At 69.9% G+C, this 19,919-nt stretch carries 22 protein-coding genes and 1 pseudogene; 15 read left to right on the top strand and 8 right to left on the bottom strand.

Annotated elements, in window-relative coordinates; translation table 11 throughout:
• Positions 1–65 precede the first annotated feature (65 nt).
• Positions 66–737: a TetR/AcrR family transcriptional regulator gene (locus FB559_RS39670; protein ID WP_141962738.1), complete on the top strand. Its 672-nt coding sequence runs from the start codon at positions 66–68 to the stop codon at positions 735–737.
• A 147-nt stretch (positions 738–884) separates the two neighbouring features.
• A pseudogene (locus FB559_RS46965) lies at positions 885–1,097 on the top strand (phosphotransferase-like protein); the annotation flags it as partial.
• A gap of 199 nt (positions 1,098–1,296) precedes the next feature.
• On the opposite strand, the gene FB559_RS39660 reads toward FB559_RS46965, so the two are convergent.
• On the bottom strand, positions 1,297–1,890 hold the full coding sequence (locus tag FB559_RS39660; protein ID WP_246122829.1) for a dienelactone hydrolase family protein: 594 nt from the start codon (positions 1,888–1,890) through the stop codon (positions 1,297–1,299).
• Positions 1,891–1,980: 90 nt separating this feature from the next.
• On the opposite strand from FB559_RS39660, the gene FB559_RS39655 reads away from it, so the two are divergent.
• Positions 1,981–2,406, top strand: coding sequence for a VOC family protein (locus FB559_RS39655; RefSeq protein WP_342781048.1), 426 nt, complete (start codon positions 1,981–1,983; stop codon positions 2,404–2,406).
• Between the two features lie 169 nt (positions 2,407–2,575).
• On the opposite strand, the gene FB559_RS39650 is transcribed toward FB559_RS39655, so the two are convergent.
• Positions 2,576–3,022: a HEAT repeat domain-containing protein gene (locus tag FB559_RS39650; RefSeq protein WP_221640668.1), complete on the bottom strand. Its 447-nt coding sequence runs from the start codon at positions 3,020–3,022 to the stop codon at positions 2,576–2,578.
• Positions 3,023–3,143: 121 nt separating this feature from the next.
• On the opposite strand from FB559_RS39650, the gene FB559_RS39645 reads away from it, so the two are divergent.
• The gene (locus FB559_RS39645) at positions 3,144–3,443 is read left to right on the top strand and encodes a DUF1905 domain-containing protein (protein ID WP_141962735.1); all 300 of its coding nucleotides are present in this window, start codon (positions 3,144–3,146) and stop codon (positions 3,441–3,443) included.
• A 61-nt stretch (positions 3,444–3,504) separates the two neighbouring features.
• Here the strand turns inward: FB559_RS39645 and FB559_RS39640 are convergent, their stop codons facing one another.
• From FB559_RS39640 to FB559_RS39630, 3 genes are read right to left on the bottom strand one after another with little or no spacing between them, the layout of a single operon-like run.
• Entirely contained in the window at positions 3,505–4,161 is a 657-nt protein-coding gene (locus tag FB559_RS39640; protein ID WP_246122826.1) for an MBL fold metallo-hydrolase, read from the bottom strand.
• Positions 4,158–5,453, bottom strand: coding sequence for an MFS transporter (locus FB559_RS45975; RefSeq protein ID WP_141962734.1), 1,296 nt, complete (start codon positions 5,451–5,453; stop codon positions 4,158–4,160). The genes FB559_RS39640 and FB559_RS45975 overlap by 4 nt, the downstream gene beginning before the upstream one ends.
• Entirely contained in the window at positions 5,450–5,989 is a 540-nt protein-coding gene (locus FB559_RS39630) for an ArsR/SmtB family transcription factor (RefSeq protein ID WP_141962733.1), read from the bottom strand. The genes FB559_RS45975 and FB559_RS39630 overlap by 4 nt, the downstream gene beginning before the upstream one ends.
• 128 nt (positions 5,990–6,117) lie before the next feature.
• On the opposite strand from FB559_RS39630, the gene FB559_RS39625 reads away from it, so the two are divergent.
• The 6 genes from FB559_RS39625 (at position 6,118) to FB559_RS39600 (ending at position 10,183) form a co-directional block, all read left to right on the top strand.
• Positions 6,118–6,951: a helix-turn-helix domain-containing protein gene (locus FB559_RS39625; protein WP_221640667.1), complete on the top strand. Its 834-nt coding sequence runs from the start codon at positions 6,118–6,120 to the stop codon at positions 6,949–6,951.
• Between the two features lie 111 nt (positions 6,952–7,062).
• Positions 7,063–8,013 carry an NAD-dependent epimerase/dehydratase family protein gene (locus FB559_RS39620; protein ID WP_141962732.1) on the top strand — a complete coding sequence of 317 codons (951 nt, stop codon included), beginning with the start codon at positions 7,063–7,065 and terminating at the stop codon, positions 8,011–8,013.
• 31 nt (positions 8,014–8,044) lie between these two features.
• A complete protein-coding gene (locus FB559_RS39615; protein WP_141962731.1) occupies positions 8,045–8,437 on the top strand; it encodes a pyridoxamine 5'-phosphate oxidase family protein in 393 nt (130 codons plus the stop codon).
• A 9-nt stretch (positions 8,438–8,446) separates the two neighbouring features.
• Positions 8,447–9,043 (top strand): dihydrofolate reductase family protein, encoded by a 597-nt coding sequence (locus tag FB559_RS39610; protein ID WP_141962730.1) that lies wholly within the window; start codon positions 8,447–8,449, stop codon positions 9,041–9,043.
• A 172-nt stretch (positions 9,044–9,215) separates the two neighbouring features.
• Positions 9,216–9,905, top strand: a complete 690-nt coding sequence (locus FB559_RS39605; protein ID WP_141962729.1) for a carboxymuconolactone decarboxylase family protein — start codon at positions 9,216–9,218, stop codon at positions 9,903–9,905.
• A gap of 53 nt (positions 9,906–9,958) precedes the next feature.
• Positions 9,959–10,183 carry a hypothetical protein gene (locus FB559_RS39600; protein WP_141962728.1) on the top strand — a complete coding sequence of 75 codons (225 nt, stop codon included), beginning with the start codon at positions 9,959–9,961 and terminating at the stop codon, positions 10,181–10,183.
• Here FB559_RS39600 and FB559_RS39595 read toward each other — a convergent pair.
• The gene (locus FB559_RS39595) at positions 10,180–11,118 is read right to left on the bottom strand and encodes an ADP-ribosylglycohydrolase family protein (RefSeq protein WP_246122819.1); all 939 of its coding nucleotides are present in this window, start codon (positions 11,116–11,118) and stop codon (positions 10,180–10,182) included. The genes FB559_RS39600 and FB559_RS39595 overlap by 4 nt on opposite strands.
• Before the next feature lie 35 nt (positions 11,119–11,153).
• Complete coding sequence (locus tag FB559_RS39590) at positions 11,154–12,674, bottom strand: MFS transporter (protein ID WP_141962727.1); 1,521 nt, start codon at positions 12,672–12,674, stop codon at positions 11,154–11,156.
• Between the two features lie 168 nt (positions 12,675–12,842).
• Between FB559_RS39590 and FB559_RS39585 the strand changes: the two genes are divergently transcribed.
• Entirely contained in the window at positions 12,843–13,466 is a 624-nt protein-coding gene (locus FB559_RS39585; protein WP_141962726.1) for a TetR/AcrR family transcriptional regulator, read from the top strand.
• An 18-nt stretch (positions 13,467–13,484) separates the two neighbouring features.
• Positions 13,485–15,026 (top strand): AMP-binding protein, encoded by a 1,542-nt coding sequence (locus FB559_RS39580; RefSeq protein ID WP_141962725.1) that lies wholly within the window; start codon positions 13,485–13,487, stop codon positions 15,024–15,026.
• A 16-nt stretch (positions 15,027–15,042) separates the two neighbouring features.
• On the opposite strand, the gene FB559_RS39575 is transcribed toward FB559_RS39580, so the two are convergent.
• Entirely contained in the window at positions 15,043–15,969 is a 927-nt protein-coding gene (locus FB559_RS39575; RefSeq protein WP_141962724.1) for an alpha/beta hydrolase, read from the bottom strand.
• 205 nt (positions 15,970–16,174) lie between these two features.
• Between FB559_RS39575 and FB559_RS39570 the strand changes: the two genes are divergently transcribed.
• From FB559_RS39570 to FB559_RS39560, 3 genes are all read left to right on the top strand, one after another.
• The gene (locus tag FB559_RS39570; protein ID WP_141962723.1) at positions 16,175–16,630 is read left to right on the top strand and encodes a pyridoxamine 5'-phosphate oxidase family protein; all 456 of its coding nucleotides are present in this window, start codon (positions 16,175–16,177) and stop codon (positions 16,628–16,630) included.
• Positions 16,631–16,680: 50 nt separating this feature from the next.
• Positions 16,681–18,207 carry an AMP-binding protein gene (locus tag FB559_RS39565; RefSeq protein ID WP_141962722.1) on the top strand — a complete coding sequence of 509 codons (1,527 nt, stop codon included), beginning with the start codon at positions 16,681–16,683 and terminating at the stop codon, positions 18,205–18,207.
• A gap of 358 nt (positions 18,208–18,565) precedes the next feature.
• On the top strand, positions 18,566–19,657 hold the full coding sequence (locus tag FB559_RS39560) for a DUF5925 domain-containing protein (RefSeq protein WP_141962721.1): 1,092 nt from the start codon (positions 18,566–18,568) through the stop codon (positions 19,655–19,657).
• Positions 19,658–19,919: the final 262 nt, after the last annotated feature.

The following is a 19,919-nucleotide window of genomic DNA, read 5'->3' as shown; positions in this document are numbered from 1 at the left end:
GGAACCTCCGCGACAGTGAGCTTATGATTCACCTGCATTAAAGGTCAATGTGGTTGAATTGAAACGTGGGCACGGCCGGGCGCGAGACGCGGGATCGCCTCATCGACACGGCGGAGCGCCTCTTCGCCTCCGAAGGCGTCAACGGCGTCAGTCTGCGGGAGATCGTGCGCGCCTCCGGCGCTAAAAACGTTACCGCTCTGCAGTATCACTTCGGCGACCGCCGCGGCCTGCTGCGCGCCGTCCTCGAGCGGCACCAGCGCGACGTCGAGATCGCCCGGCACGCGCTGCTCGACACGTACGAGGCCGGTAACGAGGGCGAGGTCCCGACCCTGTCCGCCGCCCTCGTACGCCCCCTGGCCGCCAAGCTCGCCGACCCCGCCGGCCGGGCCTACCTCCAGATCCTCGGCGAGCTGGTCAACCGCCCCGAGCCGGTGATCGCCCGGGCGAGCGTGAGCGACCCGGCGGACAGCACGTTCCGCTGGCGGTCGCTGACCGCACCGCTGCTGGAGGAGGACGCGACGCGCCTGCACCGAAGGTTCGTCGCCGTCCGGTTCACGGTGACCGAACTGGCCCGCCGCGCCCAGTCCGGCCCGCACGCCGACGACCGGCTGTTCGTCAGCCACCTCATCGACCTGGTCTCCGCCGTCCTGCTCGCCCCGTTGTCCCCGCAGACGCTGCGCCTGGCCGCCGAACGCGATCGCGTCGGCCCGGGGGGACGACCCGCCGGAACCCCCTGAGGACAGCGCGGCGCAAGCGCGTGCGCCTCAGACGGTCCCTCGAAGCCGCCCGCAGCGCGATCGCGGCTCTATTGATCCGGTCCTCGACACCGGCGTGACGGCAAGCACGCACGTACGGCTCTGTGCGGGCATGAGCGTGCAGCCTTCGTGCATGCTGGGGAGGTGGAGCCCAGTCCTTCTCTCCGTGGTCCCGGCCGGGTGATCCTCCTCAACGGCGCCTCCAGTTCAGGCAAGTCGACGCTGGCCAAAGCGCTGCAGCGCGCGCTCGACGAGCCGTTCCTGCACGTGTCCTCCGACCAGTTCGTGGCCGCCGGCATGCTGCCCGACCGCCGAGACGGCTCGGGGTCGTTCGCCTGGTGGACCCAGACCACACCTTCGGACCGTACGACCTGGAGGTGGACACGACAGCGGGCGTCTCGACCACACTCACCGAAGCCGTCCTGCGGGCTTGGCATGACCGAACCCCGCCACGGGCCCTGTCCCCGGCCCCGGCGGGATAAGGCGACCTTCATCGCGGGGTCGTTTCGCAGCGGCTTCTTGCGGGTGGCGGAGTGCCGGGTCAGTGCGATGTGCGTTGACGGGCGTTGTGGAGGAGCGTGTCGACGTGTTGCCAGGTGCGATCGGTGGCGGTGGGGTCGTGGTCCGGCAGGCTGGGGTCGGTGTAGAAGTGGCCGGCGCCGGGGTAGGTGTGCAGGGTGGCGTCGGCTCCGGCGTGTGCCGCGCTGGTCTGGAACGCGGCCAGCTGGCCGGGTGGGGCGAACGGGTCGTCGATGGCGGCGTGGGTCTGTACCGGTGTGCCGGAGGGGATGTTCTCGGGCACGGTGGTGGTCGCGTGGAGGCAGAACACGCCGGCGGCCCTCGGCCGGCCGGGCCATAAGCTGCCGATCACGCCCACTCCCATCGAGAACCCGCCGAGAACCGCGTCGGCGGGCAGGTCGCGGACGGCGGCGCGGGCGCGTGTGACGATCGTGTCCCAGCCGATGCGTTCCATGAGCGCGAAGCCGTCCTCCAGTACTGGTGTCGCACCCTGTTCGCCCGCGACGGCGCCGGCGAACAGGTCGGGGGTGACGACCCGGTGGCCGGACTCGCGCAGGCGCCTGGCCGCGCTCAGCTCCACGAGCCGCAGGCCGAACATCGAATGGAACAAGATCACGGTGGCGGGTTCTCGCTCGCAGGAGTTCACTGGATCCTTCTACACCGTCGGTGCTGGCTACGATCTCCATGGTGCTCGCTGATCGCCGCGATGAGGAGACATGCCATGGCCGGGCCGCTGGATTCCGCGCATGCCGTTACCAAGCTTCCCGTGCAGGATCTGGATCGGGCGCGGCGGTTCTACCGGGATCGTCTCGGCCTCGAGGCCGTCGAGGAACGCGAGGGCGGACTGCGCTACGTGTGCGGGACGACGGAGTTCCACCTCTTTCTCTCCTCTGGAGCCGCTTCGGGCACCTCGACGCAGATCGGATTCGAGGTGGACGACCTCGACCGGGTCGTGGCCGAGCTACGCGCACGCGGACTTCTCCTTGAAAAGGTCGATGTCCCCCACTTCACGGCCGAGGGCGACGTCGTGACCGTCCCCGGCAACTACCCGAGCAAAGGAAACGGTGAGCGCGGCGCGTTCTTCCGCGACAGCGAGGGCAACCTCCTGGCCCTGGGACAGGCGATCCACTGACCGTACGAGCACGCCGATTTAGCGAGTGCGACGAATCCGCGTATCGGCAGATGAGCGCCGTCGTCGAGATCAGGAGTGATGGCCCGCTCCGCGGCAGGTGCCAGCGCAGTTGGCGGGTGTGTTGGGCGTCGAGTAGGTGCGCGGTTCCGTCTATCAGGGGGCTGATTCGTTACAGCGCCTCGGGCGAGGGCTTGCGGTAGGTGGTCGCAGCTCCGCCCTGAAGCCAGGCGGTCAGGTCGGCGTGCGCCCGGTGGCCGAGTTCCACGTCATGGGCGGCCAGGAGGTGGAGGTCGACGTGAACACGGGTCCAGGTGTCGCTTGTGCGCAGCCGCTCGTAGGCTCCCAGCCGTACGTGAGCGGGCGAATCGGCGGCCAGCAACTCCCATAGTTGAGCGACCGGCACAGCGGAAGGCTCCGTACGCAGCGCCGCGTTGACCGCACGGACGACCACCGGGGCGGGGTCGGCGAGCATCCCCACGATCTGGGTGAGAGATCCACCCAGGCGACGCACGGCGCGTACCGCTTCCGCCCGCACTCTTGGACTCTCGTGCCGCAGGAAAGGCAGCAGTACATCCAGGTCGCCGTGGGCGCCGCATTCGCCCAACCCAGCGACCAACGCACGGACCCGGCCCGCCGCCGCGTCAGTGGCCAGGGCCCTGCGGTAGAGCGCGGCAGGCGTGCGTCCCCACAGGCCGCGCAGCCCAGGGACTGTCGGACTCCAGCGTCATGATGAACTCATGGTCGTTTTCGATGGCGAGCTGTGGATATGGGACGCCCGGCGCGCCGACACTTGGACCTTCGTGAGCCTGCCTACCGAGGCTTCCGAGGAGATCCGGGACCTGGCCGGCGGAGCCCGCCGCGGCTTCGGTTCGCTGCGGGTGCGGGTCACGGTCGGCGTGAGCACCTGGAAGACCTCGATCTTCCCGGACAGCTCGCGTGGCAGCTACGTACTGCCCATCAAACGCGCTGTCCGCACAGCCGAAGCTCTCGACGCAGGTGACATCGCGACCGTAACCGTCGAGCTCATCGACTTTTAATCACCGGGTGACAACCCAGGGCCGGCGCCCGATCAGCGGCATGAGCGGATATCGACCGCTCTCAGTTGAGGAGTGGCGCCCATCGCGAGATGGTCAAGTGGCCACCGTCGCGTCTGATCTCGGCTGCGCCGGCGCCGGCGAAATGGGCCGGTAGGACGAGCTCCCTCGTGTCGGCGGCACGTTCGAGCACGCTGCGGCGGGTGGACGCCGCTTGCGCGGGATTCTCGCAGAAGCGGCTGCTGTAGCGCGGGCCGAGGATTTGTACCGGGCTGTGCAGCAGGTCGCCGACGAACACGGCCCGGTCGGAGCCTGACGACAGGCGCACGATCGAGGAGCCGGGAGTGTGACCCGGGGCGGGCTCCAGGGTCAGGTTGCCGTCGATGCGGTAGCCGTTCTCCCACAGCACGGCACGGTCCAGCACCGGCGCGATGCTGTCGGCGTAGACGATGCGGCTGCCGTCCTGACGGCGTTGCTCGTGTTCGTCGCGGGCGGCGGGGCGGAGGTGGGCGTTGCGGGGGTCGAAGTACACCTGGTCAGCGTGCGGGATCAGGTAGGTGGCGTTCGGGAACGTCGGCACCCACTCGTCGTCGCTTAGCCGGGTGTTCCAGCCGACGTGGTCGTAGTGGATGTGGGTGTTGACGACGACGTCCGCGGGAGCGGCGGGCCGAGGCGTTGATACCGACCGTCCGGTTGAAGTGTCCGTCCGCGAAAGTGTCACAACAATTCGCCTGCATCCTGCCGAACGGGATCGCCGGACTCCGGGCGGGCTGGATCGCCGGTCGAGGCAGCGCCGCGCAGCGCCGCCTCGACCCGGCGGTTGCTGGTCATGGTCGTCGTGACGGCGGTCATGGTGAGCAGGAGGCCGGAGGCGGCGTAAAGCGGGGTGCGCACGTCGAACGTGGAGGCCAGCCAGCCGCCGAGGAAGGCGCCGAACGGGGCGGCGCACATGGCGAGCATGCGGGAGGTGGAGGTGACCCGGCCCATCAGGTGTGCGGGGACGATCGCCTGCCGGAGGGAGGGGGCGAGCACCATTGTGGCGCCCATGCCCGCTCCGCAGACGGCGAGCGCGACGCCGGCGACGTACGGATTCGGGGCGGCGGCCAGTCCGAGGATGGCAAGCCCTTCGACCGCGGCCGTGCAGGCCAGCGCGGTCCCGGTGCCGAGTCGCCGGCCGAGGAAGGAAGCGATGCCCGCGCCGAGCAGACCGCCGGTGGCCTCCGCCGTGAGGAGCAGGCCGAAGCCGAAGGTGGCGAGGCCGAGACGGTCGTGCGCGAAGAGCGCGAGTACGGTCTCCACGGCGACGAAGGCGATGTTCCCGACCGCCGGCCGCAGCGCGAGTCCGAGTAGCAGCCGGTCCCGGAAGACGTACGAGGCACCGGCCCGCGCCTGCGACAGCAGCGACTCACGGGCCTGCGATACGGGCCGTGACGTGGCGGGCAGCGACCGTACGAGCAGCGCGGAGAGTGCGAACGACACCGCGTCGGCGAGCAGCGGAACCGCCCGCCCGATCGCGAGCAGGGCACTGCCCGCAGGCGGCCCCGCGAAGCCGGACGCGGCGGTCTGGGTGCCGCGCAGACGGGCGTTGGCGCGCTCCAGCAGCGCGGAGTCGCGGCCGAGCAGATCCGGCAGATAGGCCGTGGCGGACGTGTCGAAGAAGAGTCCGCCGAGGCCGAGCAGGAAGGCGACGGCCGCGAGCAGCGGAATGCTCAGCACGCCGAGCGCGGCCGCCGCCGCCGTTATCGCCAGCAGCACCGTACGCGCCGCGTCCGTGACCCACATCGTGCGCCGACGGTCCCAGCGGTCCACCAGCGCACCGCCGAGCACCCCGAACAGCAGCCACGGCAGCGTCCCGGCGGCCGTGACAACGGCAAGCCCCATCGGATTCCGTGTCAACGTCAACGCGAGCAGCGGCAGCGCGGCACGCGTCACCCCGTCACCGAGCGAGGAGATCGTCTGCGCGGTCCACAGCCGTCCGAACCCGGTCGGGAACTTCCTAGCGTCCGAGGTCATTTCGCGTCCCCTTCGGCCCGCTCAGGCTGCGCCGGCCGGAACAGCGCGAAGACGAGTGACACGTCCGGCAGCGAGGCATCGGACAGCTCCCGGTATTCGTCCGCCAGGGCCTGCAACCGCGCACCCAGCTCCGCGAACTGCTCCTCGGTGAGCCGCAGATGCGCCATCCGTACGTGCCGCTCGCCGTCCGCCGGCGCGGCCTCCAGATCTGCCACCGCATGCCGCATCAGCACATCGGGGCCGCCCTCGCCCGGATCCGGCAGCTCAATGGACCGCGCGGCCATCGCGTAGTACCGCTCGGTGACCCCACGGACCTTCCGCGTTCGTACCACCTTCACCAGGCCGGCCCGTTCGAGCAGCCGTACGTGGTAGCTCGAACTTCCCTTCGCGAGGCCCACTCGCGTGGCGATCTGCGTGATCGTCGCGGGCTCGAAGCGCAGCACGGCCATGATCCGGTGGCGCGTGAGGTTGGAGACGGCGCGTAGCTGCTCGTCAGTAGTGACGTGGAACGTCTCGGGAAGATCATCGGCAGGCATGTGCTCAATGGTCAACGATCATTGACCATTGCGCAAGGGTTTTTCCGTGCGATCTTCCGCAGGAAATCCCGGACGCGACTACAAGGCCGCCACCGGACTGCGGTAGTGGGCACTGGCAGGATGGGGCGGTGGCCGGAGAATCGTCCTACGTGGAGCGCGCGCCGATGCCCGTGCTGGCCCCGCTCGCCTCATCTGTCTGGGTCCAGCAGGTCGGCGACCGGGCCGTGGCGCAGCGGCACGTGCCTCACGGCGGCGCCGAAGTGCGGTGTGTCCTCGGTGAAACGCCCCGGCTGCTCGGGCCCCTGACCACGTCGATGTATCACGACATACCGGCAGGAGGCACGGTTGTCGGGATACGGCTGCGTCCAGGGGTGCTCGGTGGCCTGGTCGGTATGCCGGCCGATGAGCTCGTCGATCAGAACGTCTCGGGAACCGACATCTGGCGCGACCTGGCTCGCCTGACGGAGGTTCTCGGGGAAGCCACGCCACAGGCCGCGCTCGCGGCTCTCCAGTCGTTCCTCGTACGGTCCGCCGGTGAACCGGACCCGGTGGTGAACGAGGCCGTCGTGCATCTCATGCCGGCGGCCGGCCGTGGAACCGGCACCTTGCCGGCGCTGCTGTCGATCTCCGAACGCCAGCTGCGACGCCGCTGCCGGGCCGCGGTCGGCGTCGGCCCCAAGGAGTTGCACCGCATCCTGCGTTTCCAGGGCTTCGTCGCCCGCGTCCAGGCCTCGGTGGACGAGCGGTCTGACGTCGATCTCGCACGGTGGGCGATCGAGACCGGGTACCACGACCAGGCACATCTCAGCCGTGAGTGCCGCCGGCTCGCGGGCGCGACGCCTGGCGAGCTGCTGGCGCAGTACGGCTCCGCGTGCGCCTGCGGGCACGACCACGCCGCGTCCTACCTCCCGATGATCCAAGATGGCCGTTTCGTACAAGAGGGACGGCCGGTCCCGGCATAGCGTCGCGGTCATGCATCCGATCACACAGCGTCCCCATACCGGTCCCGACATCGGCCCTGAGCCGACGCGAGTCGGGCACGGCGGTCCTCACCGTACGGTGGGAGGCTCGGCGTGATACTCGTCATCGGCGGTCTGGGGTCGATCGGGTCGCACACCGCGCGGGCGCTGCTCGATCTGGGCGAATCCGTCGTGGTCACCGCGCATCGGTCGAGCGAACTGCCGGAGTACCTCGCCGGGGAGCCTGGCGGCCGGATCGTGGTCGAGCCGCTGGACACCACGGACCGGGATGCCGTCCTCGACATCGGCGAGCGGCATGAGATCACCGGCATTGTGCACCTCGCGGCCGCGCGCCACGATCTGCCCGATCCGATCGAGTACCTGCGCGCCGACACCTCCGGTCTGCTGAACATCCTCGAGGCGGCGCGCGCGTGGGGTGTACGGCGGTGCGCGGTCGCGAGCACGATCGCCGTGTACGCGGGGGTGGACGAGGTCCCGTGGCGAGAGGACGCCGCGCTGCCGGTGGTGGCACCGCATCAGATCGCGGTGTTCAAGAGGACCGCGGAACTGTTCGCGGCGCTGGCCGGCGACAGTGCCGGGTTCGAGACGGTGAGTCTGCGGCTCGGCACCATCTGGGGACCCCTGGGGTTGCCCGACAATCCGTTCTTCGCGCTTCCCCGCCTGCTCAGCGCGGCGGTCTGGGGCGAGGACGCCGACCTCACTCCACCTCGGCCGCCCGCGTACGCCGAGGACGCCACGGACCTTTGCTACGTGAAGGACTGTGGTCGGGCGATCGCGCTGCTGATGCTCGCGGAGCACCTGAATCACCGCGTCTACAACGTCTCGTCCGGGCGGTTGGTCCCGTACGGCGAGGTGGTCGCCGCGATCAACGCGACGGTGCCGGGAGCCGGCATCGTCCTCCCGGCAGGCCGCAATCCCGATCGGCCTGCCGACAACCACCTCGACATCGGCCGGCTGCGAGAGGACACCGGTTTCCGGCCGGAGTACGACGTCGAGCGCGCCGTGCCGGACTACGCCGACTGGCTGCGGGGACACGATCGCTAGCCCGTCCAGAAACCACTCGGGAGGACTCAACATGACCCCACTCGACGCCGAGGCCCGTGCTCTCTTCGCCGGACCGAACATCGCCCACATCGCCACGCTCCTGCCCGACGGCGGGCCGCACTCGGTTCCCGTGATGGTCGACATCGAGGGCGCCCACCTGGCGTTCTTCACGTCGCCCCGTTCGCGCAAGGGCCGTAACCTGGCGGCGGACGATCGCGTCGCGATCTCGGTGACCGACCGGGAGAACCTCGTCCGCAGCGCGCTCGTACGCGGCCGTGTCGTGCGACGTGTCGGCGGCGACGCGGGCTGGGAGATCGTCGATCGCATCTTCGCCAAGTACACCGGCGGCCCGTACCCGCGGGGCGAGGAGCGCGAAGCGTTCCTCGTCGAACCGACCCATGTGATCGTCCCGACGTTCGGCTGAGGAGCAGAGATGGCCAGGGTTGTCATGCAGGCGGTCGTGTCGGTGGACGGCTTTATCGCCCGTCCCGATGACTCGGTCGGGCCGCTGTTCGACTGGTACTTCAACGGCGACACCGAGGTGACCGCCGGCACGAGTGGCTGGACCTTCCGTGTCTCGCGGACGTCCGCGGACTACGTTCAGCCCTTCTGGGACGCCGTCAAGGTCACGGTGATCGGCCGGCATCTGTTCGACACCACGAACGGCTGGGACGGCAAGCCGGCCGCCGGGGACGAACTCGTCGTCGTCACCCACCGGCCGCTGCCGGAGGGGTGGCTCGCCGACCACCCGGACGCGCCGTTTCACACCGCCGATTCCGTCGAGGCGGGCATCGCGCTCGCCAAGGACCTCGCGGGCGACGGTCTCGTCTGCGTGACCGCCGGCGACCTCGGCGGTCAGGCGTTCTCGGCGGGGTTGGTCGACGAGATCGCGATGGACGTCGCCCCGGTGGTCCTGGGCGAAGGGGTGCGTTTCTTCGGCGGTCACGCCGACACGGTGCTCCTCGACGATCCCGACCAGGTGGTCCAGGGCGACCGTGTGCTGCACCTGCACTACGCGGTGAAGCGCTGATCGACTGACCGCCGATCGGCTGTGTCGCGCCGACCACACCTCGACCTCGGCCCTCCAGCGCCGCGCGGGCTGCGGCCCCGGGCCAGGGGGCGGATTCATGACGAGTCATTGTCAGCGAACGGGCGTTGCACTACGGTCGTAGCACAACAGGTGTTCAGCCAGAGGGAGTGTCATGGAGACCATGGTGAGCAAGCTGGACCCGGTGTTCGCGGAGATGAGTGCCGCGACCAACCGCAACGTCTGGGCCGAGATCCCGGAGCTGACGGCGCGGGAGAAGGTCCTGCTGTGCGTCGTCGCCGACGTCTGTCAGCAGACGCTCGGACTGCCGTTCGAGCTTCATGTGACGATGGGGCGCGAACACGGCGTGGACGCCGACGACCTGCGGGAGATGCTCCGCTTCATCTCCTACGACAGCGGCTATCCGGCGGCGCTCGCGGCGCTGGAGCGGCTGACCGAGATCGAGCACGAGCGCGGCCTGCCGGGGCCGACCGGGCGGCGCCACGAGGTGAACGCCGACGGCACGGGGAGCCCCATCCCCGCGCCGGTGCGCGGAGCGGTGCACGGCCTCGACGGCCATTTCGGCGGCTACATGGACCTGCAGTCCCGGATGCGGGCCGGCATGGAACTCCTCAGCGTGCGCGAGCGGGCGTTCGCGACGATCACCGTCGACGTGCTCTACCAGACGCTGGACGAGAGCCTCCGGGTGCACGTGACGCGCGCGCTCGGCGCCGGCGCCGGCCCCGCGGACGTACGGGCGGTCGTGCGGTTCAGTGCCCAGTTCGGCATGACGAAGGCGTGGCGCGGTCTCCGGGCGCTGGATGAGCTGCTGACCGGCGCCTACACGGGCTCGGTCCACGCCTGACCCGGCGGCGGTCGTGGCCGCCTCTCAACACGCTCGTCACAGGAGTGGAGGTCGTGGCTACGCTCCGTGTACGGTTTCGCCACGTGGAGAACCTGCGGATAGGGGTGGTCGAGGTCGAGCACGACGAGCAGACCACCCATGATCATTTGAGCTGTTCGGTCTGCTCCTGGCAACTGGGAGTGTCGCCGCGGGAGTACGCCGTGCGCATCGCCCATCGTCACGACGACTCCCACCAACCGGATCCGGCGCGCCGCCGGATGGTGGACGACCAGGACTAGGCGGCGGCGCGTACGGCCAGCTCGACGAGGTCGTCGGCGGTCAGGCCCGGCCAGCCGTGTACGGCCGCCCGCCACGCGGCGGGTACGGCCGAGGCGCCGTGCCAGGCGCCGAGCAGCGCGCCGGCGATGGCGGCGACCGTGTCGGTGTCATCGCCCGCGCGCACCGCCGCGGTCAGTCCGTCCGGCAGCGTCGAGGTGCGGCCGATCGCCGACCAGGCGGCCTGCAGCGCCGGCACGACGAAGCCGTTCGGGCTGAAGTGGTGCGGGGGAGCGGCCTCGGCCTCGTCCAGCCACGCCGCCCACCGGTCGCGCCGGTCGGGCGGCACGTACGCGAGCCCTTCACGTACCCCGTCGAACGTCGCGTCCAGCACCGCACGGCGTACGCCGGAGCACCACAGCACGCAGGCGTCGCCGGCCAGGTCGTCGAAGTGGGTCAGCTCGCTGACGAGCCGCGCCGCCTCGGCCATCGCGGCGGGATCGTCCAGATACGGGAGCGCGACGATCCCGGTGCGCATCAGCGAGCCGTTGCCCGCGCTGCGGCCCGTTCTGGCGTGCAGCGCGGCGGCGGCCCGGCGCATCGCCGACGACGTCCCGCCGGTCCTTTCGACCGCGGCGAACACCTGGCGGGTCTGGGCCCCGATGTCGCTCGCGCCCTCGCGGTACCAGCGCATGAACCGCACCGCGACGCCGTCCAGCGCGAACTCCGAACGCAGGCCGTGGCCGCGCGCCGCCACCTCGGCCACGCACGCCTGCATCTGGGTGTCGTCGCTGTACTCGCCCGGCTCGTACGGGCCGAGCCCGCCGCCGATCATCTCCGGCGTCGTGGTCTCGGGCAGCCGGGCGGCGAACTCGTACGGCACGCCGAGCGCGTCCCCACAGGCCGCGCCGAGCAGCACACCGGCCGCCCGGTCGCGCTGTTCAGTGGTAAGGATCACCACTGTGCGACGACCGGGCGGCCGGGGAGGTTCCGTCAGGACGAGGAGGTGAGCCGGGCGACCTCGCGCTCGTGCTCCTCGGCGTCGGCCTTGGCCGCCTTCGGGCTCCAGCGGCCGATCAGCGGCAGCATGAGCCCGAGGAACAGGACCTCGGCGACGATGCAGATCCACCACCAGGTCTGCCACTGGTGCGGCCCGTCGGCCGCCGCGGTCTTGATCTTGGCGACCTCCGCCAGGAGGGCGGGCGGCGGGTTGGCGCCTGCCGCCTTGACCTGGGCGAGCACCGCCGGGGCCTCGACCAGTTTGTTCATCGCGGTGACGACGTGCGGCAGGATGAAGAACGCCACGCAGACGACGATGCGCAGGATCCAGCCCCAGATCGCCAGGCCGGTGGCGGTCAGTGCCGGGTTGCGCCTCTCGATGGTCTCGGTGAACGCGGCCATCCAGGGGGCGTACGCGGTGGCCAGGCCGAGCGAGAGCAGCGCGATGATCACGATCAGGGTGGTCGAGCTCGTGTCCGCGTGCGTGGTCCGCGTCATGAAGATGAACGTCATCACGACCGCCAGCACGGTGCCGACGACCATGAAGGGCTTGCGTACCCGGAGGCGGTCCGACAGGACGCCCACGACCACCAGGCTGATCGCGTTGATCCCCCAGTACCAGCTGTTGATGCCGTTCGCCTTCGAGGTCGTGAACCCGAAGTTGGAGGTCAGGTAGACGGTGAAGAACCCGACCGCGGTGTAGTAGATCAACAGAAGGATGCTGACCCCGAGCGCGGGCGCCAGGATGTCCAGGTGCAGCATCTGCCGCCACGGGTTCGCGAGGTTGACCTGCTGCTCGGCGGTGTCGGCGCGCGACTCGACGAGCTCGCGGTCGGCGGCGCTGACCATCACCTGGTCGCGGAGTCCCGGCTTGAGCTCCCGCAGCCCGAACAGCGCGATCGCGAACGCGACGAGCCCGACCACGCCGACGATGTAGAACTGGCTGGACCAGGAGTTGTCGAAGTGCGGCAGCGTCCGGTTGGCCACGAAGCTGACGATCAGGCTGCCGACGACCGGCCCGAGCGTCCAGAAGCCCATCGCGGACGCGCGGCCGATCTGGGGTGAGAAGTCGCGTACGAGGGCCGGGGTCGCGACCAGGCACATGCCCTCGACGACGCCGCCCAGCACGGCGAACAGGCCGAAGACGAACTTGTTCGGCGCGAGCGGGGTGATCAGCGCGAGCACCCCGGTGATGAGCAGGCCGTACGTCACCAGGTTGGCGCGGCCCCAGCGGTCGGCGAGCCCGGCGGCCAGAGAGCCGAACGCGCCGACGAGGTTCGCGAAGACGAGGATGTTGACGTAGTAGGCGAACGACATCTTGAAGTGCTCGAGCACCAGCGGGGCGACGCCGCCGCCGACGTAGAGCTCGTAATACAAGATGATCGTGACGAATACCGCCACGGCGAGATACCAGTAGCGAGATCCCGTGCTGGGGTAGCGGTCGAGACCCCGGTGCCAGAGCCTGTCCAGTGCGAAACCTTGTGTGGGGGCGGCCGTCGGGTTCGAAGGAGCCATCGGTCCTCTTTTTTCTCGAGGCGGACTGCCAGAGCGCCGGTAGACGCCCCGCCCCCGAGGCTGATGTGCCGGATGACCTGTGCGATCATAGGTAAATAAGCGTTCATTCACACGTTGGAAATATTAGTACGCTCGACTTAAGTGACGTGTCAAGAGAGGGGCGCGCCGGTGACCGAGGCGGGTCTGCCCATCGAGGGTTCCCCACTTCAGCAGCGACTGGCCGCCGCCGCGGTGGAGCTGTTCTACCGGCAGGGCGCGCTCTCGACGTCGGTCCGGCAGATCACCGAGGCGTGCGGCCTCACTCCCGGCGCGCTGTACAACCACTTCGAGTCCAAGGAGCAGTTGCTCTACGTCGTGATCCGCGACATCCACCTGCGGCTCGAGAGCGTGCTGAGCGCCGCACGGGCGGCCGTCGCGGGTGATCCGGTCGCGGAGCTCAGCGCGGTGGTGAAGGTCTACGTCGCACGGCACTCCGACCATCAGGAGACCGCGCGCGTGGCCAACCGGGAGTTCCCCCTGCTGACCGGGGAGCGCTACGACGAGATCGTCGCCATCCGGCGGCGCCTGCGCGACGGCGTGGTCGACGTCCTGCTAGAGGGCCAGAAAAAACAGGTGTTCCACCTGATCGGCGGCGAGGGCCGGGCGGCGGCCGTGCTCACAGCCCTCCCCATTTTGGACATGTGCGTCCATATCAGCGAGTGGTTTCATGAGCATCGACCCCTCAGCCATGCCGACCTCGAGGCCCGTTACATCGGCCTCGCGCTGCGGATGGCCGGGGCACGGACCGAATGACACGACCTGGAGGTCGCCATGGCCGAACTGCTCCGTCCGTACGTCCAGGCACGCCCGGACGAGCCCGCCGTGACCGACGAGCGCGGCAGCCTGACCTGGAGTGAGTTCAACGCCCGCGTCGACCGGCTCGCGGGTGCGCTGCGCGGCGCCGGCCTGGTCGAGTCGGACACCATCGCGATCCACTCGGCGAACCGCCGGGAGTACTTCGAGCTGATGACCGCGGCGACGCACATCGGGTTGCGTTACGTCCTGGTCAACTGGCACTGGACGGCCGACGAGCTGAGGTACGTCCTGGACGACTCCGGCGCGAAGGCGATCTTCTCGGAGGACCGGTTCGCCGCCGAGGCGGCCGAGGCGGCCGTCGACACGCCGATCCGCGTCGGCATCGGCGAGGTGCCGGGCTTCACGCCGTACGAGGACTTCCTGGCCGGCGGACCGGACGGAGAGCCCGCGGACCAGGTCCTGGGCTCGTCGATGATCTACACGTCGGGCACGACGGGGCGGCCCAAGGGCGTACGCCGAAAGTCCATGGCGACCGGCCTGCCGATCGAGACCCTGAAGAACATCACCGCGGGTTTCGCGCAGATCCTGAGCATCCCCGAGGGCGGGCGGTCGCTGCTGGTCGGGCCGGTCTACCACTCCGCGCAGTGGCTCTGGTCGTACGGCCTGCTGTGCGCGGGGCGCTCGGTCGTCATGCGGTCCAGGTTCGACGCCGAGGAGACGCTCCGGCTGATCGAGGAATACCGGATCACGAACATCCACCTGGTGCCGACCCAGTTCGTACGCCTCCTGCGGCTCGACGAGGCGACCCGGCAGGCCCACGACCTGTCGAGCCTGGTCGCCGTCTGGCACGGCGCGGCCCCGTGCCCGCCCGAGATCAAGCGGCAGATGATCGACTGGTTCGGGCCGGTCGTCAACGAGTACTACGGTTCGACCGAGGCGTCGGTGAACACCGTGGTCTCCTCCGAGGAGTGGCTGAAGAAGCCCGGCACGGTCGGCCGCCCCCTGCCGATCTCCGAGGTGCACGTCCTGCGCGAGGACGGTTCGGAGGCCGATCCGGACGAGCGTGGGCAGCTGTGGTTCCGCTACACCAACGGCGACGACATCGAGTACTGGCGCGACCCGAAGAAGACCGCCGGCATGCACCGCGAGGACGGCCTGTTCACCACCGGGGACATCGGCTACCTCGACGCCGACGGTTACCTGTTCCTCGCCGACCGGGCCATCGACATGATCATCAGCGCCGGCGTCAACATCTATCCCGCCGAGATCGAGGGTGTGCTCATCACCCACCCGGCCGTACGCGACGTCGCGGTCTTCGGCGTGCCGGACGCGGAGTACGGCGAGCAGGTCAAGGCCGCGGTCGAGCTCGAGGAGGGCAACGAGCCCACGGACGCCCTGACCGAGGACCTGATCGCCTTCTCCCGCCAGAAGCTGGCCGGCTACAAGGCACCACGGTCGATCGACTTCGTGACCACACTGCCGCGCACGCCTACGGGCAAGCTCTACAAGCGTCTGCTCCGTGAGCCGTACTGGGCCGACCGGGACACGACGATCTGACCGGCGCGGGCCGGCGTCACGCGGTGAAAGCCGCGCGCAGGCGCTCACCGAGCCAGGAGCGGGCCACGTTGGCGTCGTCGATGATGCCGCCGAGCAGGATGAACGGGTGGACCTGCCCGTCGAAGCGGCGCGTCGTGACCTCGACGCCGGCCTGCTCCAGGCGGCTCGCGTAGGCCTCGCCCTCGTCGCGAAGGGGGTCGCATTCGGCGGTCAGCACGGTGGCCGGCGGCAACCCGGACAGGTCCGCCGCACGGAGCGGCGAGATCCTGACGTCGGCCGGGTCGGTGTCGCCGGAGTAACACCGGACGAAGTGCGCCATGTCCCGGGTGGTGATGAAGTGCCCTTCGCCGAACTCCCGGTAACTGGCGGTCTCACCCACCGCGGTGGCGTCGGTCACCGGGAAGACCAGAACCTGGTGGACGATGCCGCTGCCCACGCCGCGCAGCTGCTGGCAGGCGACGGCCGCCAGGTTGCCTCCCGCGCTGTCTCCGGCGACCGCGACACGAGTCCTGTCGACATCCAGACCCGCGCCGTCCTCGAGCAGCCGGCGGATCACTCCGAGGCAGTCGTCGTAGGCGGCGGGGAACGGGTCCTCGGGTGCCCGCCGGTAGTCGACCGCCACCACGACGGCACCGGAGAAGGCGGCGAGGTCGCGTGCGACACGGTCGTGCGTGTCCAGGTCTCCGATGATCCAGCCCCCACCGTGGAAGAAGGCGGTGACCGGCAGACCGCCGGCGAGGCTCGGCCGGTAGATCCGGACCGGCACCAGCCCGTTCTCCGTCTTGACCTTTTGGTCCTCGACCGCTGCCAGCTCCGTGACCTCGCCGGTCAGGGGGATGGTGTCAAGGGCGGATTGCCGGGAGGCCTCCACCGGGACGGCCTCCACCGGCGGGGCGCCGGCGACCATTTCGACGAACCGGGCCGCCTGGGGGTGCAATGGCATGCTGGGTACTTCCAATCCGATCGCCTGACTGCGTGACCTCGCCGCCGTACGGCGTGTTTCCATCGGTGGACGGCCTGACCATGCAACCACGGCGAAGCGCGGTGCCGGCGCCGGGCCGGAATAGACGGCCCGATCGGTCAGGACCGAAGAAGCGCGTCGCACCTGACTGCCGTAGCGTGATCGGATGGAGCAAGGAGATGTCGCGATGGTGCGCCCACCCGCCCGTACGGCCGAACAGCGCAGGCGGGACACGCTGCACCGGTTCGAACACGACGAGGACGCGTGGGTGGCGACGGGCGACGGCGCGACCCCCTATCTGGTGCCGTTGTCCTTCCTCTGGGACGGCGACACCTTCCTGTTCGGCACGGTGTCCTCCTCGCCGACGGTGCGGAACCTCCGGCCCAACGGCCGGGTGCGTCTCGCGATCGGCCCGAGCCGGGACCTGGTCATGGTCGAGGGGAGTGCGGAGGTGTCCGAGACGGACGAGATGCCCGCCGAGATCGGTGACGCCTTCGCCTCCCGGGTCGGGTTCGACCCGCGCGCCCTGGACGGCTACGCCTACTTCCGCGTGCGCCCGCACCGGGTGCAGGCCTGGCGGGAGTCCAACGAGATCAAGGGGCGTGACCTCATGCGCGACGGAGACTGGATCGTTCCCGGCTGAGCCGCCGTACGGCTTTTGCCCGTGAGCCAAACCGAGTAGCGTTCGGTTTCGTGCATCTGGGACAGATCGCGGCACTGACGCCGGACAAACCAGCAGTGATCATGGCCGGCTCCGGCGAGGTCATCACCTTCCGGGAGCTGGATGAGGAGTCGAACCGGCTCGCCCAGTTGCTGCGTGCCGAGGGGCTGCGCCCCGGCGACCACGTGGCGTTCATGCTGGAGAACCACCGGTCGTTCCTGGCGATCGCCTGGGCGGCGCAGCGGTCGGGGCTCTACTACACCGCGATCAGCTCACGTCTGCAGCCGGACGAGCTCGCGTACATCATCGGCAACTGTGGCGCGCGCGTCTTCATCTCCTCGACCCGGCTCGAGGAGGTCGCGGTGGCGGTCGCCGACCGGACACCCGGCGTCAAGCTGCGGCTGATGCTCGATGGCACCGCCCCCGGCTTCGAGTCCTACGAGGCGCGCATCGCCGCGTACCCGCCCACGCCCATCGAGGACGAGTGCGAGGGCGTGGACATGCTCTACTCCTCGGGCACGACCGGGCGGCCCAAGGGCGTAAAACCCGCTCTGTCCCAGGCGCCCATGGGCACGCCGGGCGTGCTCTACCAGCTTGTGTCGTTCCTGTTCCAGCCGGACGAAGCGTCGGTGTACCTGTCCCCGGCGCCGCTGTACCACGCCGCGCCGCTGCGGTACTGCCTGACCTTCCACCGGTTCGGCTCGACGGTCGTCGTCATGGAGCGGTTCGATCCGGAGGAGGCGTTGCGGGCGATCGAGCGTTACCGCGTGACGCACAGCCAGTGGGTGCCGACCATGTTCATCCGGATGCTCAAGCTGCCGGACGAGACGCGGGCCGCGCACGACCTGTCGAGCCTGCGGTACGCCGTGCACGCCGCCGCACCCTGCCCGGTCGAGGTCAAGGAACGCATGATCAGCTGGTGGGGGCCGGTGCTGCACGAGTACTACGCGGGCACCGAGGGCAACTGCTTCGTCTACGCCGACTCGCCGGCCTGGCTGGCGCATCCGGGCACTGTCGGCCGCCCGCTGGTCGGTGAGATCCACGTCTGCGACGAGGAGGGCAACGAACTGCCGCCGGGCCGTACGGGCACCCTGTACTTCGCCGGCGGGCCGGAGTTCATCTACCACGACGACCCGGACAAGACGGCCTCCTCACGTGACCCGCTCGGCCGCGGCTGGACCACCCTCGGCGACGTGGGGTACGTGGACGAGGAGGGCTTCCTCTACCTCACCGACCGCCTGTCGTACATGATCATCAGCGGCGGCGTGAACATCTACCCGCAGGAGGCCGAGAACCTCCTGGCCGTCCACCCGAAGGTCGCCGACGTGGCCGTGATCGGCGTCCCGGACGCCGAGATGGGGGAGGCGGTCAAGGCCGTCGTCCAGCCGACGACCCCGGAGGACGCCGGGCCCGAGCTGGAGCGTGAGCTCATCGAGCACTGCCGCGAACACCTGGCGCACTACAAGTGCCCGCGCTCGATCGACTTCCGCGCCGAACTGCCCCGGCACCCGACGGGCAAGCTCTACAAGCGTCTCCTCAAGGACGAGTACTGGAAATAACCGAGTCACCGTCCTCTCCCGCCGGCGCTGTCTTCTAGCCGGGAAATGGCGGTCAGAGGTCGCCCTTCTTGTTGCCCGAGCCAGCCGGGGAGCACCCCCGACCGGCCGGGCCTGATGTCTCAGCCGGACGACGGCGTCACGCCGGGCGACATCGGTGAGAGACTCGACGTCATGGAAGGGCTCGGGGCGTTGAGGCGCGCGGGATCGCACGGCGCCACTGGGACGGTGAGATCCGCGAGGCGTACGCGCGTGTCCGCTTCTTCTGCGAGGACCCGGATCGTGCATGTGCCCTGCTGGGGGAGTTCCTGACGGGTAATCGAGTGGACGCGGACGCGAGGGTGACCTGATCATTAACGACATGTCCGATTTCATGCCGATCGACGGAGCCGAGCCGGAGCCTGCCGTGGCGTTCTCGGTCGACGCCACCGACACGGTCGGCGACGTGATCGACGTCCTGGCCCTGGAGGCGTTCGCCGCCGGGCGGGAGCCGTACGCCCGGTCCCGGCGCATGGAGCGCATCCGGCCCGACGCGCCGTTGCGGCCGGCCGGCGCCCAGGTCATGCGCATGTCGCGCGAGGAGAACCGCGAGCAGGTCCTGGCGCGCGGTGACGGGTGGACGCTGCGATCCGTGCGCTGGCGCGGCGGGTCGGGCATGGTCGAGGTGACCGCCATCAGCGACGAGCTGTGCTCGTCGGTACTGGACGAAGCGCTCCGCGACGCCGCCGAGCCGCCACCCCCGGAGGAGGACCGGGTCGACATGGGCTTCTGGCACCTGGGCGCGCACGGCGCGTCCCGTAGCCAGCGGTCCATCACGGCGGCGACCTGGCCGGAGATCCGCGACAACTACCCCGCGACCGCCGCGACCGCCATCGACCGGCTCACCGACGTGACGCCGGACGACATCAGCGGCCGGCTGGTGCTCCTGCACGGACCGCCGGGTACGGGCAAGACCACCGCCCTGCGCGCTCTCGCCCGCGAGTGGTCGAAGTGGGCCCAGTTCGACTGCGTGCTGGATCCGGAGCAGCTGTTCAGCAACCCCGCGTACCTCATGGAGGTCGCGGTCGGCGAGGACGACGACGACCGCCGCTGGCGGCTGCTCGTGGTCGAGGACTGTGACGAGCTGATCTCCAGCGATGCCAAGAACGCCACCGGCCAGGCACTGTCCCGGCTGCTCAACCTGACCGACGGCCTGCTCGGCCAGGGCCGCGACGTGCTCGTCGCCATCACGACGAACGAGCCGCTCACCGCTCTGCACCCCGCGGTCGTACGGCCGGGCCGCTGCCTCGCACAGATCGAGGTCGGCCGGATGTCGCCCGCCGAGGCCGCCGCCTGGCTGGGCACCGCCGAGACGGTCCCGCACGGCGCGACACTCGCCGAGCTGTACGCCCGCCGAGACGGCCGCACCACGGCCACGCCGCCGCCGATCTCCGACACCGGCTTCTACCTATAGTCCGCTTCCACCTGGGGAAACGCGGTTGTCGTGGGCGTTGATCAGACGTTGATCAGACGTTGAACGCCGTCCCGCAGAATTCATCTTGTGGACGGGCCGAGGGGGTAAAGGCCCGGACATTCGCCCGGAGGCCAATGCCGCTGCGTTGCCGGGCGATGACGGGGGAAGGTCGCCTGGCTGTGGCCGGGTGCCTAGGAGCCCTGCACCGGAGGTGACGGACCGGTGCAGGGCTCTGTCATTCGGAACCTCGCCCGGAGGAGGA

This window comes from Actinoallomurus bryophytorum (genome assembly GCF_006716425.1).
GTDB classification, from domain to species: Bacteria; Actinomycetota; Actinomycetes; order Streptosporangiales; family Streptosporangiaceae; genus Actinoallomurus; species Actinoallomurus bryophytorum.
This window is presented reverse-complemented; position numbering and strand designations above follow the sequence as displayed.

Coding starts and splice junctions, on each gene's coding strand:
- FB559_RS39570 (WP_141962723.1), top strand. CDS start 16,175: ATGGTGCGCCCACCCGCCCGTACGGCCGAACAGCGCAGGCGGGACACG.
- FB559_RS39560 (WP_141962721.1), top strand. CDS start 18,566: ATGTCCGATTTCATGCCGATCGACGGAGCCGAGCCGGAGCCTGCCGTG.
- FB559_RS39610 (WP_141962730.1), top strand. CDS start 8,447: ATGGCCAGGGTTGTCATGCAGGCGGTCGTGTCGGTGGACGGCTTTATC.
- FB559_RS39645 (WP_141962735.1), top strand. CDS start 3,144: ATGGTCGTTTTCGATGGCGAGCTGTGGATATGGGACGCCCGGCGCGCC.
- FB559_RS39605 (WP_141962729.1), top strand. CDS start 9,216: ATGGAGACCATGGTGAGCAAGCTGGACCCGGTGTTCGCGGAGATGAGT.
- FB559_RS39580 (WP_141962725.1), top strand. CDS start 13,485: ATGGCCGAACTGCTCCGTCCGTACGTCCAGGCACGCCCGGACGAGCCC.
- FB559_RS39575 (WP_141962724.1), bottom strand. CDS start 15,969: ATGCCATTGCACCCCCAGGCGGCCCGGTTCGTCGAAATGGTCGCCGGC.
- FB559_RS39615 (WP_141962731.1), top strand. CDS start 8,045: ATGACCCCACTCGACGCCGAGGCCCGTGCTCTCTTCGCCGGACCGAAC.
- FB559_RS39630 (WP_141962733.1), bottom strand. CDS start 5,989: ATGCCTGCCGATGATCTTCCCGAGACGTTCCACGTCACTACTGACGAG.
- FB559_RS45975 (WP_141962734.1), bottom strand. CDS start 5,453: ATGACCTCGGACGCTAGGAAGTTCCCGACCGGGTTCGGACGGCTGTGG.
- FB559_RS39590 (WP_141962727.1), bottom strand. CDS start 12,674: ATGGCTCCTTCGAACCCGACGGCCGCCCCCACACAAGGTTTCGCACTG.
- FB559_RS39655 (WP_342781048.1), top strand. CDS start 1,981: ATGAGGAGACATGCCATGGCCGGGCCGCTGGATTCCGCGCATGCCGTT.